Here is a 16,719-nt window from a genome sequence, read left to right on the forward strand (position 1 = left end):
ACACATCCTTTAGCTTTAAGCCAACAACGGGGATTTTGTCAATTATTTGTGACTGGAGGGGCAGGAATGGGGCAAGCAGGGACAGTCAGGAAATCTGGCCAGCTACAACACAAACATTGTTACCGCAACAACTGACAAGGCAACAGCCATTGCAGCTGAAAACCTATGGCGGGCGCATAGTGTAAACACAATAACGTCCCCTTTCTTATTTGTATTGTCGGCTCAGGCTGTCCTAAACACAGCGCCAGCAATGCCGACAATTCTGGTTCATGCCCAACCAGCAAGGTCTGCGCCGGCCAGTCCGGCAGTGCCTGCAACAGCTGCTGATATTGCGTCTGCACAGCAGTGCCATGGGATAACCACAGGGCTTCCTGCACATCACAGGATAAATCCGCACTGGCGGCGACCAGCATCGCCGATTGTAAGGCGCGCGGGTAAGGACTTGTCAGCACCAGTTGCACTTCCAGCTGCTGCCGGCGGATAAAAGCACCAATCCGCATCGCCTGCTGCCGCCCCTTTTCCACTAGGCAGCGATCCACATCAGCGCGCAGTACAGAACGCTCCTCGGCTTTGGTATGGCGTAACAGGTAAATCGTTTGAACAGACATCTGGCCTCCGCATGCTGTGCAAGAACCAGTGTCTGCGATTGAGATGACAACAACAAGACAGCGATAGAAAAATGGCGGAGCCTGCTGGGACATTTTACAGGGATGTAAAATGCAAAAAATCGCCTGGAGCGATTTTTGACAGCCTTTGGCTGGTTGCGAAGTAATTTTTACAGGGACGTAAAAACAAAAAATCCAGCGTTAAGCTGGATTATTTGGTGCCTAGGGGGGGATTCGAACCCCCACGCCGCGAAGCGCTAACACCTGAAGCTAGTGTGTCTACCAATTCCACCACCGAGGCATGTGTTCTGCGTATTTTGCAATACGACTTTATTTGTCTGCGACTTTGGTGCCTAGGGGGGGACTCGAACCCCCACGCCGCGAAGCGCTAACACCTGAAGCTAGTGTGTCTACCAATTCCACCACCGAGGCATATGCCGCCGACGCCGTGCATATTATGCGCCAGTGGCAAAGTCGTCAACTGCTGATTGCAAAAAATCTGGTAAATGCGGTGCGATTGCGCAAAACCTCAGCAACCTGAAGTTTTCTTCAGCAGCAAGATGACCTCCACCACTCTGCCAAAGCAAAAAAACGGAGCCTGCGGCTCCGTTCTGATGCAAATACAGTGCTTAGTATTTGGCTTTTTTTAGCAGGCCAATTTCTTCCAGCCGCTGTAACAGATAGTCGTTGGAGTTGATCGGCTCCGGGTAACGATTTGGATTGTCTGCACTGATGCAGCTGCTCAGCGTTTCAATGACATAATCCGGGTTCGGATGCATAAAAAACGGGATCGAATAACGCGGCTGGCCCGCCGCAGCACCGGCCGGATTCACTACGCGGTGCGTCGTTGACGGCAACACATGGTTAGTCAGACGCTGCAACATATCGCCGATATTCACCACAATAGTACCCGGAATGGTCGTAACCGGCAGCCAGCTGCCGTCGCGACGTAAAATTTCGAGGCCTGATTCGTGAGAGCCAACCAATAAAGTGATGAGGTTAATATCTTCATGCTGACCAGCGCGGATACTTTGCGTTGAAGTATCCTGAATAGGCGGATAATGAATCGGCCGTAAAATCGAATTGCCGTAATTCACTTTGTCAGCGAAGTATTTTTGTTCTTGCTTCAGGAACAAGGCCAAAGCTTCCAGTACCTGACAACCGAGGTTTTCCAGTGCCTGATACAAGGTGTAAGTCGCGGCTTTAAACTCCGGCACTTCGCTTGGCCAGACATTCGGATATAAACATTCATGCGGTGCCGGGCCAGACAGCTCGCGACCAACATGGAAAAACTCTTTTAAATCCGGATGCTTGCTGTCTTTGGCTTTCTCAACGCCAAATCCCGTGTAGCCCCGTGCGCCGCCTTGACCCGGCACATGGTACTGCTGTTTTACTTCAGTCGGTAAAGCAAAAAATTGCTTAATTGCTTTGTAGGTTTCCCCAACCACTTCATCTGAAATACCGTGGCCACTGATGCCACAGAATCCAAACTCAGTGTAGGCTTTGCCAATTTCGGCAACAAAGGCGTCTTTGTCGGTGGCAAACCGTCTGATGTCCAACGTAGGGACTTGTTGTTGAGTCATAATATCGACCTGTTTTTAGCTTAACGAGAAGAAAAAGCCTGCAATAGCCGCACTCATCAGGTTTGCTAATGTGGCGGCAAACAGCGCTTTTAAACCCAGCTCTGCAATATCTCCGCGCCGGCTTGGTGCCATGCTGCCAAGACCCCCCAGCAAAATGGCAATCGACGAGAAGTTTGCAAAGCCACACAAGGCAATAGTCACGATGATCTGCGTATGTTCAGACAGTTTTCCTGCCTGCACATGCTGCATAAAATCGATGTATGCCACAAATTCATTAATCACCAGTTTCTGGCCGATAAAGCTGCCCGCTAATCGTGCTTCTTCCCAGTTCACACCCAGAATAAAGGCCAGTGGCTGGAATAAATAACCAAAGATCAGCTGCAGAGTCAGGCCATCAAAGCCAAGCAGACTGCCGACCCAGCCAACAATACCGTTGATCAGCGCAATTAAACCGACGAAGGCTAATAACATAGCACCAACATTTAAGGCCAACTGCAGACCGCTGGCAGCACCCGCAGCTGCTGCATCGATCACATTGGTATTTTTCTCGCCGCCGCTGATTTCGGTCAGATCATTTTTCGGTGTATCCGTCTCCGGCAGCAGCAGCTTGGCCATTAACAAACCACCCGGTGCCGCCATAAAGCTGGCGGCGATCAGATATTTCAGCTCTACGCCCATCCCGGCATAACCGGCCAGCACTGAGCCTGCGACTGAGGCCAGGCCCCCGACCATCACCGCGAACAGCTCAGAGCGGGTCATTGTCGGGATAAATGGCCGCACAACTAACGGCGCTTCAGTCTGGCCGACAAAAATATTGGCAGCAGCGCTCATAGATTCAGGCCGGCTGGTGCCCAACAGCTTTTGCAGGCCACCACCAATCACGCCGATCACCACTTTCATCACACCAATGTGATACAGCACAGCAATTAAAGAAGAAAAGAAAATGATGACGGTAAGCACGTGAATGGCAAACACAAAACCATATTTTTTCGCACCAGTGTCACCAAACAAGAACACGATGCCTTCATTGGCGTAGCTAATTACTGCGCCGACGGCGTTGGAAACACTGACTAAGACGTCTTTGCCGGCCGGCACGTATAAAACAAAAGCACCAATCGCCAGCTGAATTGCAAAAGCGCCGCCGACAGTGCGCCATTTAATGGCGTGGCGGTGCGTCGAGCAAAGATAAGCGATTAATAAGATGGCAGCGATGCCAACTAAACTCATCATATTGATTTTCCTTGGATTTTAGGTCCGCTACAGCACTGCGGAATTATTGTTCTTGTGATGCTGAAACCCTAGGATAGCATCAAAAGATCAAGTAGTTACAGTTTCAAAGCGGGAGTCGGAATCATTGATTCTGACTGAGAATTGCTCGTATGGGGTTGTCTGAACTTGAAGTTTTGCCGGCCGATTATATAGCAGAAACATTGCAGTTGAAAAGAGACTAATTTAACAGCAGTGCAAACAATAATCTGCCGGCAAAATATCCGGTTTTCGCTGCCATATCCATGATGATCAGCGCAAATTTGCAAAAAGACAAATCCCGCCGTAGCGGGATTTTGCAGCAGGTACCTTTGGCTTAATTAGACAAAAGCGCACGGATTTTGGTTTTTAAAATATCAATCGCAATCTGATTTTTACCACCGCGGGTCACGACGATGTCGGCATACTGTTTCGACGGCGCGATAAATTCAAAAAATGCCGGTCGTACGTAGTTTTCATACTGCTCAGTGATCGAGCTGATTGTTCTGCCACGATCTTCGACGTCACGTTTAATCCGACGTAGCAAACAGATATCCAGCGGCGTGTCCATAAAGACAGTGATGTTAAATTGCTCACGCAGCCGGGCGTCGGTCAACAATAAAATCCCTTCGACCAATACCACTTTGGCTGGCTGTACTTTAATGGTTTCCGCTTTACGGGTATGGGTTTTGTAGCAATATTGTGGCATCTCAACAGCAATACCGTCGCGCAGTTGCTGTAAATGCTGAGCCAGTAATTCGTGCTCAAAGGCCGCCGGATGGTCGTAATTAGTCAGCACCCGTTGTTCCATCGACAGATGGTCCTGATTGCGGTAATAAGCATCCTCTGCTAACACGGAGATGCGTTCTCCGCCAAATTCTGCCACCAGTTCCTGGTAGACGGTGGAGGCAAATAAACTTTTGCCAGATGCCGAAGCACCGGCGATGGCGATGATGGTTGGTTTGGCCACGGTGGTTATTCTTCTTTGAGGATGTTTTGTTAATTATCGCCAATTCACGGCAGATTAGAAACCACTGTTACAGGGAAAATCCTTTATCCTTGATGCGGATTGAGTAAAAAACAAAACGCCGGCTTGCGCCGGCGTTTTTATTCACTACAACAGGTCCGCTTAGAACTTGTAGCTGACGCCTACTTTGATGCGCCAGGTTGATTCTTCAGTGTAGAACTTGTCCCAGTTGTTGGTGTTAGAAGACACGTTGCTGTACACGTACTTGTTGTTGGTTTGGTTCAACACGAAGTTAGACAGTGTCATATCACCGAAGTCGTCACCGTAGACTTTACCTTTGTCTTTGTCGATCAGGTTCAGCAGGTTATCAACTGTGAAATACACAGTACCTTTGTGACCTTCAGCAAAACCAGGGATTTCCTGACGGACTGACAAATCCAGTGTGGTGACCCAAGGAGTGGTGTTCACACCTTTTGGCAGATATTGACCTTGGTATTTATCCAGGCCTAAAGCCGTCACAGTGTTCCAGAACGCCGTTTCAGACGCAGCATCAGCAAAAGTTACTACGCTGTTATCACCCTTTTTCGGGATGAATGGCAGGAAGTAGTTGTTGGTGGTGCCCGGGCTTAACTGCAGGTACGGATTGGTTGCTTTGTTCGAACCGTTGAAATCAGCTACACCCAGAACATAAGTAATTGGCTTGCCTGATTTACGTTCGAAGAACAGGTTGAAGTTAGTCGCGTAGTTAGCGAAAAACTCAGTTTCATAACCCAGATTCACCACAAAACGGTGCTCAGTTTCAAAAGAACCACGGCCAATCAGCACGTCGTTACGGTTGATCACAGCGTTGTTACCGTAGTTAGAACCTGCTGTAGAGCTGGTCGCCGGAGCACCTTCAGTGATATCCATATTGGTATACGAAGTACGCAGGCTTACACCGCTGTCCCAGTTTTTCGCCAGTTGCGTGCTGAATACTTTGGCACGACCGTCTTCATCGGCATTGGTCAGCATGATATCTACGACACCGTCAGTGTCGTTGTAGATGTTACGCAGGCCGTCCGGTGTAGTACCGACTTTTTCTGAATCACGGATAGACACGTCTTTCCAGAACGAGCTGTCTTGTTTCTTGATGTACAGGTATTCAGTGGTCCAGGTGATTTCATCACCAACCAGCGGCAGGCTGAAAATATAGTCTGCGCCTAACTGTGCGCGCCAGTCGGACGGCAGATTGAAGTTCGGGTCCACCAGGTTGGTATTACCACCAGTGGTCACGCCAGCCACAGCGTCTTTCAGCGACTGTGGAACTTCAGTGATGCTGACGTTTGCGACGTTACTTTGTGAACGGTCGCCGGTTCCGATACCTGGGTTTGAATAGCTGTTAGAGATCCAAACTGTTGGCTGGCCACCAGAGAAACGACCCACACCACCGCGTACGGTTAAATCTTCAGTCATCAGGTAGCTGAAGCCGATACGTGGTAAGAAGATATCTGCACCATCCAGGTTTTCATCGTTGCGCAGGCCGGTACGGGCTTCTGAGAACTTGTTGTAAACAGACTTATCAGAAGAACCTAAACGCTCGTAACGCAGACCGTAATTTAAAGTGAACTCGTCGGTAATAGCCCACTCATCCTGTGCATACAGCGCATGTTCGTCACGTACGAAGCTTGCTGCAACGTCATCAGGATTATGAGTGATAGAGTTCTGGTAACGCACTGATTGCGCCAGACGGTTCTGGAAGTTAGCGATACCGTTAAAAGTATACTGACCTTTAGTCCGCTGCAGGAACAGGTTGAAGATATCCAGGCGTTTCAGTTGGTAACCGAACGACAGACGGTGGTCGTCCATCAGGTATTCACCGTCTGCAGCGATGATCCAGGTTTTCTTTTTCAGGTCATTAGAGTGACGGCTAATGTCGCTACCAATTGAAATAGTTGCAGTTTGAGTTGGCGTACCACCAAAACGTGGCACCAGGATAGACACTTCACCGAAATCGCCCAGTGATTTTTGTACTGTGGCAACATCCATATAAGTGGCGCTTAACTGGGTAGAAAATTCTGAAGTCCAGTCTGAATACAGTTTAAACGCGTGGTTGTTCAGCGTTTCTTCTTTGTTGTACCAGTTAGACGACAAACGCATATTGGTTGAAGTCGACTGGTTACCCTGAGTCTGGTTACCCTTGTTGTACTGATAGGTATAAGCAGCACGGTGGATATCAGAAATGTTCCAGTCCAGTTTCACCAACAGCTTTTCGTCAGTTTCTTCCGGTACTACGTTCCAGTCACCTACATCAACACCGTAGACAGATTTTGCAATCTGCGTAACCTGATTGATTTGGTCCTGAGTAACTAAGGCAGCGTTTGACAGACCAGCGCCACTTGGGCCCCACTCCAGCGGAGGAGTCGCGTCATATTGCTCAGCCGCAACGAAATAGAACAGTTTGTCTTCAACGACTGCGCCGCCTAAAGTAGCTGCCCAGTTTTTGTTTTCAAAATTCAGCGGCACTTCGCCTTTTGGATTGGTTGCCGTTGCAGCGAATTTGTTTTCCGGGGTACCGGCTAAGCTGTCATTTTTGATTTCATAGCGGAAAGAACCGAAAGTATCGTTGGCGCCAGACTTGGTCACAGCGTTGATATTACCGCCCTGGAAACCACCGGCTTTAGCGTTAAATGGCGATACGTCGACAGTGACCTGATCGATAGCATCAAAAGAAATTGGTGTACGGGTGGTTGGGTAACCGTTGGCGTTCAGACCGAAATCGTCGTTCTGAGAGATACCGTCGACGTTGATGCTGTTAAAACGTGGGTTAGAACCCGCCACGCTCAGCTCGCCGTCTTTTGGCGACAGTACTGCTAATGGGTTGTTTTTAACGATATCTTTTAAATCGTTGTTTAAGCTTGGCGCGTTTTCGATTTCTTTGGCGCTGAAGTAGCTTGAGCTACCTGTCGCAACCACTGTAGCGATCGCTGAACCAGTTACGGCGATACGCTCAACTGATGCAGATTGCAGCTGACGGTTTAACTGATAAGTGTCACCCAGTTGCAGGAAGATGTCGTTGACGGTTTCGTCGTTGTAAGTCTCTGAATCGACGATGACTTTGTACGGACCACCAACGCGCAGACCTGAAGCTACAAAGCTACCGGATTCGTTAGTCGTGACGGTACGGCTGGTGCCTGACGGTACGTGTAAAATGATGACTTTAGTTCCTGCGGCGGCTGCGCCTTCAGGATTAGAAATACGACCGCGGATTGCTGAAGAAGTATCAGCGATGGCATAGCTAGAACCTAAGGCTACGGCAACCGCCATAGCAATATGTCTGATTTTCATATCGTTTTTCACCTGGTAGTTGTAGGTATTGTCAAACCCTGAATAAAACCAAACTGATTTTCCAATTTGGGCGACAAGCTTAACGCAGTAACATTACGTTTTTCTTACACAAGATCTTGCTGATGAATTATTTATTGAAGTACACGGAACTTCTCCGGACTTCAGCAGTCAAGAACCTGATGTCATGCGAGTGTAACATATCAGACCAGAAATATGCAGGCGGCCTAAATAAGTTTGTTTAAATTTTCGCTGTATTTTGTTGACATTTTCGGCTATCCAGCCGTCTGAATTGAAATTTCTGGGATAAATGCGCAATTCTGGTTAGGCTATTCCTGACTAATTCTCTGAGTATTCAATCATGAACCCATCGTTCAAAGGTCTGCTGGCTGGGATAGGGCTATGTGGAGGTCTTTACGTGCATGCAACTGAACTGACCATCGCCACTTTTAACGTCAGCATGGAAGCCGAAAACTACGTCGCTAAAGGCAGTCCGCTTGGGCCTGAAGTGCTGGCTGGTCAATTAGCCAGCGGCAAAAACCCGCAAATCAGCAATATCGCGGCGATTTTGCAGCAAGTGCGGCCCGATATTCTGTTGCTGAATGAATTTGATTACATCGCTGACCCGGCGCAAGGCGTCCAGCAATTTATCAGCCAATATCTGACAAAACCGCAGCATGGCGGCAAGCCACTGCAATACCCCTATTTTTATTATCAGACGGTCAATACCGGACAGCCGAGTGGTTTCGATTTAAATAACGATGGCAAAGTCGAAGGTGCTGAAGATGCCTGGGGTTTTGGTCATTATCCGGGTCAATATGGCATGCTGGTGTTGTCGCGTTACCCGATTGATGCCACCAAAGCCCGCACTTTCCAGCACTTTAAGTGGAAGGACATGCCGGGCCATAAAGAAACGAAAAAAGCCGATGGCAGTGCCTGGTTTAGCCCGCAAGCCTGGGAAAAAATGCCATTATCCAGCAAATCACACTGGGATTTGCCGCTGAGTGTCGACGGCAAACCGCTGCATTTGTTAATCAGCCACCCGACACCACCGGTGTTTGACGGCCCGGAGAACCGCAATGGTCATCGTAATCATGATGAAGTGAAATTCTGGGTCGACTACTTGTCCGGCAACGCTGACTACATCTATGACGATAAAGGCGGTCGGGGTGGCTATCAAAGCACTGCACCTTTTATCGTGATGGGGGATCAGAATTCATCGCCGGACGAAGGTGATGCACATCGTTATGCCATTCAGGCGTTGGTGAATCATCCGACGATTCAGCATGATCCAGTCCCACAAAGCGCGGGGGGTGCCGCGCATACCCCGGACAATCCGATGGCAAAATTCCACACGGCCGGCTGGCGGATGCGGGCAGACTATGTGCTACCGTCCAAACATGGTATTAAAGTCAACAGCAGCGGCGTGTTCTGGCCGGTCAAAGGTGAGCCATTATACGAAGCTGTGGCGAGCCGCGGCGCCAGTTCAGATCACCGGCTGGTCTGGGTCAAACTGAGCCTGACTGACGAGAAAAAATAAGAAAATAATTACCTCAGGGCTCAAGGACATAAAAAAACCGCCAACGGCGGTTTTTTTATTTATGAAACAACAGCTTAATTCGACTGCTCAGCAAGTGGCGCACTATAGGCCAGCTCCATATCCCAGGGTAAATGGATCCAGGTGTCCTGCTCAATATCGGTGACATATTTGTCGACCAGCGCTTTGCCCTGTGGTTTGGCATACACAGTTGCAAAACAGGCTTTTGGAAAACGCTCACGCAGTGCGCGGGCCGTTTCCCCGGTATCAACCAGATCGTCAATCACCAGCAGGCGTTCAGAATCAGGCAGAGCAGCATCTTTTAACACTTTCAACGCGCGTTGCTGATCATGGTCGTAGCTTGATACGCAAATGGTATCCAGTACGCGGATATTCAATTCGCGGGCAATGATAGTTGCTGGCACCAGACCACCGCGGCTGACCGCGACAATGCTGTCGAAATTACCGTGCAGACACATTTTCGCCAGCTCTTTGGTAGCACGGTGAAAGGCTTCCCACGACACATAAAAGTTTTTGTTACTGGATAATGACATGTTGCAGCTCCTGTTAAACCAGCGCCAACGCGATCTCAACCATCTCGTTAAAGCTGGTCTGGCGCTCGTCCGGGCTTAAAGATTCACCAGTGCGGATATGGTCTGACACTGTCATAATCGCCAGCGCATTAACGCCATATTCTGCCGCCACGCCGTACAATCCGGCCGCTTCCATTTCAACACCGAGGATGCCGTATTTTTCCAGTGTATCAAACAGCGTTTCGCTTGGGTTGTAGAACAAATCAGAAGTGAACACGTTACCGACTTTGACACCGATCTGTTTCGCCCGGGCTGCAGCGACCGCGCGCTCCAGCAGGTCGTAGTTTGCTAAGGCGGCAAAATCCATACCCTGCAAACGGTTGCGGTTAACAGCTGAATCTGTACTGGCGCCCATCGCAATCACCACTTCGCGAACTTTTACTGACAGCGGTAAACCGCCACAGGAACCGATACGGATGATATTTTTCACGCCGTAATATTTCACCAGCTCAGTGGCGTAAATCGACATCGAAGGCACGCCCATACCTGAGCCCATCACACTGACAGGTTTGCCCTGATATTTACCGGTAAAACCGTACATGTTGCGCACTGTGTTGATGCATTGCACGTCCGTCAAAAATGTATCTGCAATGTGTTTGGCGCGCAGCGGATCGCCCGGCATCAGCACAGTTTCAGCAAAAGCGCCGGCAGCGGCGTGGATATGTGGAGTGGTCATATTAAATACGTTCTCTTATAAATGGTTGAAATTTAATGCATTTGCTTGAGGAATGACTGGCCATAAGCCATCGCATCCAGCGCAAAATAGTCAGCCAGCGTCTGGCCCATGTCAGCAAAACTGGCGCGTTCGCCGAGCGAGCCGGCTTTGATTTGCGGGCCATAACACAACACCGGCACGTATTCACGGGTATGTTCAGTGCCAATCCAGGTGGGGTCGCAGCCGTGGTCAGCAGTTAATAACATCAGGCTGTCCGGTTCTAACATTGCCATTAACTCCGGCAAGCGGCTGTCGAAATACTCCAGCGCCTCACCGTAGCCGATGGGATCCCGGCGATGGCCGTAGTTCTGGTCAAAATCCACCAGATTGGTAAAAATCAGGCTGTTGTCCGGCGCCGCCTGATATTCGCTGATGGTTTTATCCACCAGTGCTGCCAGACCGTTGGCTTTCACTGCTTTGCTGATGCCCTGATGAGCATAGATGTCGGCGATTTTGCCAATACTGACGACAGTGCCCTGCGCTGCCGTTAACTTATCTAACAGCGTGGGTGCCGGTGGCAACACTGAATAATCACGACGATTGCCGGTGCGGGCATAATTCGCCGGTGCATCACCAAGGAATGGCCGGGCGATGACGCGACCTATATTGTAGTCATCCAGCAACTGGCGGGCGGTTTCACAGAACTGATACAGGCGGTCCAGGCCAAAGTGGCTTTCGTGCGCTGCGACCTGAAACACGCTGTCGGCCGAGGTATAACAAATCGGCATGCCACTGCGGATATGTTCGTCGCCAAGCTTCACCAGGATGTCAGTACCGGAGGCGTGACAATTGCCGAGGATGCCGGCAACGCCGGTGCGACGGCACAGCTCATCGATTAGCTCTTGCGGGAAACTTTGTTGTTTATTGTGGAAATAGCCCCAGTCGAATAACACCGGGACGCCGGCAATTTCCCAGTGACCACTGGGCGTATCTTTGCCACTGGACAATTCTCGGGCGTAACCATAAGCCCCGACTGTTGCTTCATTGTCGGCCACACAAGCCATTTCAGAAGACGCTGAGAACGCAGCTTTGACCAGACCCAGTCTGGCCAGGTTAGGCACCTGGAGCTGGCGGCCTTTGTGGTTTGCAAACGCCCTTGCAATGCTGGCAAAGGTATTAGCACCACTGTCACCAAATTTATCAGCATCCGGCGCACTGCCGATGCCAAAACTATCTAAAACCAGAATCACTGCTTTTTTCATGGTCGAACCTCTACAGCGCAAGATCTGCAAGCCAGTGGACTCACAGCAGATACGATAACCATAGCTGAAGCGGAAACTGTTGATACTCAGTCTGCACTGACCGCTGTGTTTTTCAGCAATATGGCCAAACTAACCCCCTGTTGCGGCGCAAAAGCAAAAAGGGGCACGCAGATTAAGCCGAATGCGAAGAATTAGCAACTACTTAACTGAATGCTGACAACATTAGGCACAAACCTGTCCGTCAAATAAACGCAGTGAAATTTTCGAAGGTGCAGAAAATCAAAAACCCCGGATAAAATCCGGGGTTTTGAAGAGTGGTGCCCAGAGGCGGAATCGAACCACCGACACGCGGATTTTCAATCCGCTGCTCTACCGACTGAGCTATCTGGGCAAAAATATCTGAAATGGTGCCGCTTATCCGAGTCGAACGGATGACCTACTGATTACAAGTCAGTTGCTCTACCAACTGAGCTAAAGCGGCATTTTCATTGCGAAACGGGTTTCGGCTTTTTAGCGAAATGATATGTAAAATCAAGACACTGGAATTTATGGTGCCCAGAGGCGGAATCGAACCACCGACACGCGGATTTTCAATCCGCTGCTCTACCGACTGAGCTATCTGGGCAACGGGGGGTATTAAACGGATTTTGCCGATCCAAGTCAACTTTTTTTTGGCTGCAATCGTCTGACCGCTTATGGATTGAACAAATCCGCCAATTCTGCTGGAACTATCGGCAATTTTTCAGCAAAACCACCACAGTAATCAGCATAAGCACTGTACTGCGTGGCCATAAAATTTCTGAAACTTCTCAGATAATTAGAAAAATCTGATTAAAATGAAAGGACTTCCACTTTTCCTCACCCACCTGTATGGCACAATCAAGCTTTAAAACCCCGTTGTTACTTATCTGGCTGCTTGCTGTTTGCTGTTGTTTGTTCCTTAGCGCACTTTGGGGCCAGGCCTGGTACCAGCAATATCAGCAAGATAATGTTCAAAGGCTGCAACTTCAGCATCAATTGACTCTGACCAGTCAGTTGTTGCCAGCAAATATTGCTTCAATGCGCCTGGAACAAGCCAACGCGCAACTAGAAAATTTGCTGGCTGCACCACAACAGCAAGCCTTGTATCTGCTCGGTCAAGACCAACAAGTGCTGGCTCACACACCAGGCATCGCTGGTTTTAATCCACTGCTGACGGACTTGCTTCAAGATGATTTATTAATCGCCCGTTTACCCACTTCGCAAGGTGAACTCATTCTGGTCACCCGACAGATTCAGACCAACTGGCAATTCTGGGTCCTGCTTGCCGCAGGCGGTACTGTATTTTTACTGATGTTGGGCTGGCTCCCCATACTGTTGTTTGAACGGCGTTGGCAACAACAACAGCAGTGTTTAATAGACCAGCTGTTGCAATGCATTGGCAAACATCATTTTGACCAAACGCTGACAATGCCCGCCAGTCTGCAAGCACTTGAGCATCCAATACAGCTGTTATTGCAATACTGCCGTGAGCAACAACAGCAGTTGGAAAAGATAAAAGCTGATTGCGCGGTACTGCAACATGAACTCGATGATAAAATCCTGCAACGGACCGAAGCGCTGGCGGCAGCAAAAATCAGTGCGGAGCGCGCCAATGAAGCCAAATCCACTTTTCTGGCGACCATGAGCCATGAGATCCGCACGCCGATGAACGGCATCATCGGTACTGTGGATTTACTCAGGAATACAATGTTGAGCAGCAATCAGTTGCGGCTCACAAACACCATCCGCGAGTCAGCTTTTGCGTTGTTACGCATCCTCGACGACATTCTCGATTTTTCCAAAATTGAAGCCGGCAAAATGGAAATTGAACATATTCCGTTGTCGGTTAACGAAGTCGCTGAAGCTGTTGCCCAGGTTATGTTTACCGTGGCGCTGCAACGCCAGTTGCAGCTGACAGTCTTTGTCGACCCGGCCATTCCAGAATCGCTGATTGGCGACCCGGTACGGCTGCGGCAAATTCTGTACAACCTGACCGGCAACGCTATCAAATTTACCGAAACTCAGCCTGGGCAGCGCGGTAAAGTGCAAATCAGAGCAGAACTGCTCGACAACAATCTGGAATTCTGTCAGGTGCGGATTTCGGTAACCGACAACGGCAAAGGCATGTCCCCGCGCCAGCTCAATCAGCTGTTTCAACCGTTTTTGCAAGCTGAGGGATCTATCACCCGCAAATATGGCGGCACCGGCCTCGGCTTATCGATTTGCCGACAACTGACTGAACTGATGTTTGGCCGCATTGATGTCCAGAGTGAAATCGGCAAAGGCAGTGTATTTACAGTCGTGCTGCCACTGCGCCATGCCGAAGAACAGATCGGCACAGTTCAACCTGATTTAACTGAGCAACGCGTGGTGATCAGTAGCGAAGACCCAGACACCATCGACTTGCTGGATGGTTATCTGCGCGCCTTTGGTGCCGCACCTGAAACTGTGCCTTATCCGCAGCTTTGGCAGCAGCAGGCGGCGTTATATATTGTCGACAGCAGTTTGCAGACCGATTTTTACTGGCCGGCGACTTTACCGGGCCCGGTGTTGTGCCTGACCGGTGCTGAGGCTCCTCTGCAAAGCGCACCAGAAGGTGCGCAGCTGCTGGAAATGAATCCGCTGTGCCGCAGCAGTTTAGTGACAAGCCTGCTGCGATTGCAGGGCAAAGAACCAGCAGCGCTGTCCATTCGAACTGCAAGCGGCAAAGCTGAAGTCAGCCCGCATGCGCCACTGCTACTGTTAGCCGAAGATAATCCGATGAACCAGAAAGTTTTAGTAGAGCAACTGCAAACGCTTGGCTATCGGGTGGAAGTCGCGGACGATGGTCAGATCGCGCTGGATAAATGGCGGCAATACCGCTACCCGCTGCTGCTCACTGATTTACACATGCCCCAGCTCAGCGGTTACGATCTCGCCCGCGCCATCCGCAAAGAAGCGTCACAGTATGACGACGAAGAGATTGTATATACCCGTATTGTGGCCATCACGGCAAATGCGCTCAAAGGTGAAGCACAGAAGTGCCTGAGCGTTGGCATGGACGACTACCTGACCAAGCCGGTCGAACTGGCAAAATTAAACGCGGTGCTGCAGCGCTGGCTGCCATTGCCAACGGGGACAGACAGCCAGACCAAATCCACGACGCTGGCCGCCGGCGCAGCCAACCAACAGAGTGACCATACGCCGATTTGCTTTACCACTATCGCCAATTTCTTAGGGCCAGATCCGCACAAGCATCAGGAATATCTCAATTATTTCACTACGCAGGCAGAAGGACTGTTACAACAGTTGCAGCAAGCGGTCACTGAGATGCAAACAGAGCGCTGTCGCAGCCTGGCACATCAGCTGAAATCTATGGCAAAAAGTGTCGGAGCCTTAAATTTGTCAGCGTTGGCGTTACAGCTTGAACAGGCTGCAGACAGCGACAATGCCGGGACTGAACCGCTTTCTGAGCTATTTAGCGCCTTACAGCAGAGTTTTCTGCAGGTTACGGCCTACGTCGCCGACCGTTATAAAACCTGAATGCGCTTTATAACGGCCGGCCGGTGTGGACTCACTGATCCGGAACTGCCGGGGCAGATTAGTTGGCTGATGTATCCAGCGGCGGGAAGGATTTCACTAATTGATCAAGCGCCTGCATTTGCTGCAGATAATCTTCCAGCTTGGCTAATGGCAAAGCGCAGGGGCCATCGCATTTGGCTTGATTCGGTTCCGGGTGAGCTTCGATAAACAAACCCGCAAGCCCAAGCGCCATGCCGGAACGAGCCAGCTGCGCCGCTTGCGCCCGGCGTCCATCGGCTGAATCAATGCGGCCGCCCGGTTTTTGCAGCGCGTGGGTCGCGTCGAAAATCACCGGGCCATATTGCTTCATTTCATCCATGCCCAGCATATCAACGACCAGATTATTGTAACCAAAGCAGGAACCGCGTTCACATAAAATGACTTTATCGTTACCGGCTTCGCTGAATTTGCTGATGATATGACGCATCTCATGTGGTGCTAAAAACTGCGGTTTCTTCACGTTAATCACTGCGCCGGTGTTTGCCATCGCCACGACTAAATCGGTCTGTCGTGCCAGAAAGGCCGGCAACTGGATCACATCAACCACTTCCGCCACAGGCGCCGCCTGATAGGGTTCGTGCACATCAGTGATGAGCGGAATATTAAAAGTGCGTTTGATTTCTTCGAAAATCCGTAATCCTTCTTCGAGGCCAGGGCCACGATAAGAATGCACTGACGAGCGGTTTGCTTTGTCAAAAGACGCTTTAAACACATAAGGAATGCCAAGCTTTTCACAGACTTTGACATAGTGTTCCGCAATTTGCAGCGCCAGCTCACGGGATTCCAGCACATTCATACCGCCGAACAACACAAAGGGTTTGTCATTGGCAACTTCAATCTTGCCAATCTGAATATTCATTGCTGCCACACGGGCCTCCTTAAAACCACAGCGGATTCGCCCGCTGTTAGATGAATCGCCTGCCGGCTTAACCGAACAGTACCGGCATTTTGGTGACAGCGACACGCACCATCAGTGCTAACCAGCCCAAAGCGCCAAAAAACGCAAAGACCCGCAAGGCTTTAGTGCGACCTTTTAACGCCATCCAGCCAAGGGCGATATAAGCCAGTAAGCCAATAAATTTTTCGGTGAGCCAAGGGGTGACAAATGGATACTGTTGCAACGTCAGCATCAGGCCAACGGCTGATAACAGTAAAAAAGTATCCACGACATGCGGCAGTACTTTGAGCAGTTTTTTCTGCAGCAAAGGCGATTCCAGCAAACTCAGCACAAAGCGGACAAACAACAAAGCAACGCTCAATGAAACCAACAACAAATGCGTGTGTTTTAACGCCATATACATAACAACACTCCGGAAAATCGGCAAAAGATGGACTGAGCGGCATATTTTGCATGGAAGCTGAGGCAGCG

At 49.9% G+C, this 16,719-nt stretch carries 13 protein-coding genes and 5 tRNA genes; 3 read left to right on the plus strand and 15 right to left on the minus strand.

The features are described 5' to 3' along the window. Nucleotides 1-119: 119 nt before the first annotated feature. From Q399_RS0111095 to Q399_RS0111105, 3 genes are all read right to left on the minus strand, one after another. Nucleotides 120-608 carry a SixA phosphatase family protein gene (locus tag Q399_RS0111095; protein ID WP_031568458.1) on the minus strand — a complete coding sequence of 163 codons (489 nt, stop codon included), beginning with the start codon at nt 606-608 and terminating at the stop codon, nt 120-122. 213 nt (nt 609-821) lie between these two features. After that, nucleotides 822-906 (minus strand) — tRNA-Leu (locus Q399_RS0111100). 46 nt (nt 907-952) lie between these two features. Then, nucleotides 953-1,037: transfer RNA gene (locus tag Q399_RS0111105), tRNA-Leu, on the minus strand. Here Q399_RS0111105 and Q399_RS22465 point away from each other — a divergent pair. Beyond that, entirely contained in the window at nt 1,012-1,146 is a 135-nt protein-coding gene (locus Q399_RS22465) for a hypothetical protein (RefSeq protein WP_281172235.1), read from the plus strand. The two genes, Q399_RS0111105 and Q399_RS22465, sit on opposite strands and share 26 nt — an antisense overlap. An 88-nt stretch (nt 1,147-1,234) precedes the next feature. Here the strand turns inward: Q399_RS22465 and Q399_RS0111115 are convergent, their stop codons facing one another. From Q399_RS0111115 to Q399_RS0111135, 4 genes are all read right to left on the minus strand, one after another. After that, nucleotides 1,235-2,188, minus strand: a complete 954-nt coding sequence (locus Q399_RS0111115; protein WP_031568460.1) for an isopenicillin N synthase family dioxygenase — start codon at nt 2,186-2,188, stop codon at nt 1,235-1,237. Between the two features lie 15 nt (nt 2,189-2,203). Beyond that, nucleotides 2,204-3,418 carry a NupC/NupG family nucleoside CNT transporter gene (locus Q399_RS0111120; protein ID WP_031568461.1) on the minus strand — a complete coding sequence of 405 codons (1,215 nt, stop codon included), beginning with the start codon at nt 3,416-3,418 and terminating at the stop codon, nt 2,204-2,206. A gap of 352 nt (nt 3,419-3,770) precedes the next feature. Next, the gene (udk, locus tag Q399_RS0111130) at nt 3,771-4,403 is read right to left on the minus strand and encodes a uridine kinase (protein WP_037046095.1); all 633 of its coding nucleotides are present in this window, start codon (nt 4,401-4,403) and stop codon (nt 3,771-3,773) included. A 159-nt stretch (nt 4,404-4,562) separates the two neighbouring features. Further along, on the minus strand, nt 4,563-7,724 hold the full coding sequence (locus tag Q399_RS0111135) for a TonB-dependent receptor (RefSeq protein WP_031568465.1): 3,162 nt from the start codon (nt 7,722-7,724) through the stop codon (nt 4,563-4,565). A 358-nt stretch (nt 7,725-8,082) separates the two neighbouring features. On the opposite strand from Q399_RS0111135, the gene Q399_RS0111140 reads away from it, so the two are divergent. Further along, a complete protein-coding gene (locus Q399_RS0111140; RefSeq protein WP_031568467.1) occupies nt 8,083-9,261 on the plus strand; it encodes an endonuclease/exonuclease/phosphatase family protein in 1,179 nt (392 codons plus the stop codon). Nucleotides 9,262-9,335: 74 nt separating this feature from the next. Here Q399_RS0111140 and gpt read toward each other — a convergent pair whose 3' ends face one another. From gpt to Q399_RS0111170, 6 genes are all read right to left on the minus strand, one after another. Beyond that, a complete protein-coding gene (gene gpt / locus Q399_RS0111145; protein ID WP_031568470.1) occupies nt 9,336-9,812 on the minus strand; it encodes a xanthine phosphoribosyltransferase in 477 nt (158 codons plus the stop codon). A gap of 13 nt (nt 9,813-9,825) precedes the next feature. After that, entirely contained in the window at nt 9,826-10,527 is a 702-nt protein-coding gene (gene deoD, locus Q399_RS0111150; RefSeq protein WP_031568471.1) for a purine-nucleoside phosphorylase, read from the minus strand. 32 nt (nt 10,528-10,559) lie between these two features. Then, nucleotides 10,560-11,768 carry a phosphopentomutase gene (locus Q399_RS0111155; RefSeq protein ID WP_031568474.1) on the minus strand — a complete coding sequence of 403 codons (1,209 nt, stop codon included), beginning with the start codon at nt 11,766-11,768 and terminating at the stop codon, nt 10,560-10,562. A 315-nt stretch (nt 11,769-12,083) separates the two neighbouring features. Then, nucleotides 12,084-12,159, minus strand: a tRNA-Phe gene (locus tag Q399_RS0111160). A 14-nt stretch (nt 12,160-12,173) separates the two neighbouring features. After that, nucleotides 12,174-12,249, minus strand: a tRNA-Thr gene (locus tag Q399_RS0111165). Nucleotides 12,250-12,317: 68 nt separating this feature from the next. Then, nucleotides 12,318-12,393 (minus strand) — tRNA-Phe (locus Q399_RS0111170). Between the two features lie 434 nt (nt 12,394-12,827). Between Q399_RS0111170 and Q399_RS0111180 the strand changes: the two genes are divergently transcribed. Then, on the plus strand, nt 12,828-15,311 hold the full coding sequence (locus Q399_RS0111180) for an ATP-binding protein (protein WP_169739316.1): 2,484 nt from the start codon (nt 12,828-12,830) through the stop codon (nt 15,309-15,311). A gap of 58 nt (nt 15,312-15,369) precedes the next feature. Here Q399_RS0111180 and kdsA read toward each other — a convergent pair whose 3' ends face one another. Together kdsA and Q399_RS0111190 are read right to left on the minus strand one after the other, a co-directional pair. Continuing rightward, nucleotides 15,370-16,209: a 3-deoxy-8-phosphooctulonate synthase gene (kdsA, locus tag Q399_RS0111185; RefSeq protein ID WP_031568478.1), complete on the minus strand. Its 840-nt coding sequence runs from the start codon at nt 16,207-16,209 to the stop codon at nt 15,370-15,372. A 67-nt stretch (nt 16,210-16,276) separates the two neighbouring features. Next, the gene (locus Q399_RS0111190; protein ID WP_031568480.1) at nt 16,277-16,651 is read right to left on the minus strand and encodes a SirB2 family protein; all 375 of its coding nucleotides are present in this window, start codon (nt 16,649-16,651) and stop codon (nt 16,277-16,279) included. Between the last annotated feature and the right edge of the window lie 68 nt (nt 16,652-16,719).

The organism is Rheinheimera texasensis DSM 17496 (assembly GCF_000711985.1).
GTDB classification, from domain to species: Bacteria; Pseudomonadota; Gammaproteobacteria; order Enterobacterales; family Alteromonadaceae; genus Pararheinheimera; species Pararheinheimera texasensis.

What these genes read in the sequence shown, in the direction of transcription:
- Q399_RS0111095 (WP_031568458.1), bottom strand. Translation starts at nt 608, where the DNA reads ATGTCTGTTCAAACGATTTACCTGTTACGCCATACCAAAGCCGAGGAG.
- Q399_RS0111115 (WP_031568460.1), bottom strand. Translation starts at nt 2,188, where the DNA reads ATGACTCAACAACAAGTCCCTACGTTGGACATCAGACGGTTTGCCACC.
- Q399_RS0111120 (WP_031568461.1), bottom strand. Translation starts at nt 3,418, where the DNA reads ATGATGAGTTTAGTTGGCATCGCTGCCATCTTATTAATCGCTTATCTT.
- Q399_RS0111135 (WP_031568465.1), bottom strand. Translation starts at nt 7,724, where the DNA reads ATGAAAATCAGACATATTGCTATGGCGGTTGCCGTAGCCTTAGGTTCT.
- Q399_RS0111140 (WP_031568467.1), top strand. Translation starts at nt 8,083, where the DNA reads ATGAACCCATCGTTCAAAGGTCTGCTGGCTGGGATAGGGCTATGTGGA.
- gpt (WP_031568470.1), bottom strand. Translation starts at nt 9,812, where the DNA reads ATGTCATTATCCAGTAACAAAAACTTTTATGTGTCGTGGGAAGCCTTT.
- deoD (WP_031568471.1), bottom strand. Translation starts at nt 10,527, where the DNA reads ATGACCACTCCACATATCCACGCCGCTGCCGGCGCTTTTGCTGAAACT.
- Q399_RS0111155 (WP_031568474.1), bottom strand. Translation starts at nt 11,768, where the DNA reads ATGAAAAAAGCAGTGATTCTGGTTTTAGATAGTTTTGGCATCGGCAGT.
- Q399_RS0111180 (WP_169739316.1), top strand. Translation starts at nt 12,828, where the DNA reads ATGCGCCTGGAACAAGCCAACGCGCAACTAGAAAATTTGCTGGCTGCA.
- kdsA (WP_031568478.1), bottom strand. Translation starts at nt 16,209, where the DNA reads ATGAATATTCAGATTGGCAAGATTGAAGTTGCCAATGACAAACCCTTT.
- Q399_RS0111190 (WP_031568480.1), bottom strand. Translation starts at nt 16,651, where the DNA reads ATGTATATGGCGTTAAAACACACGCATTTGTTGTTGGTTTCATTGAGC.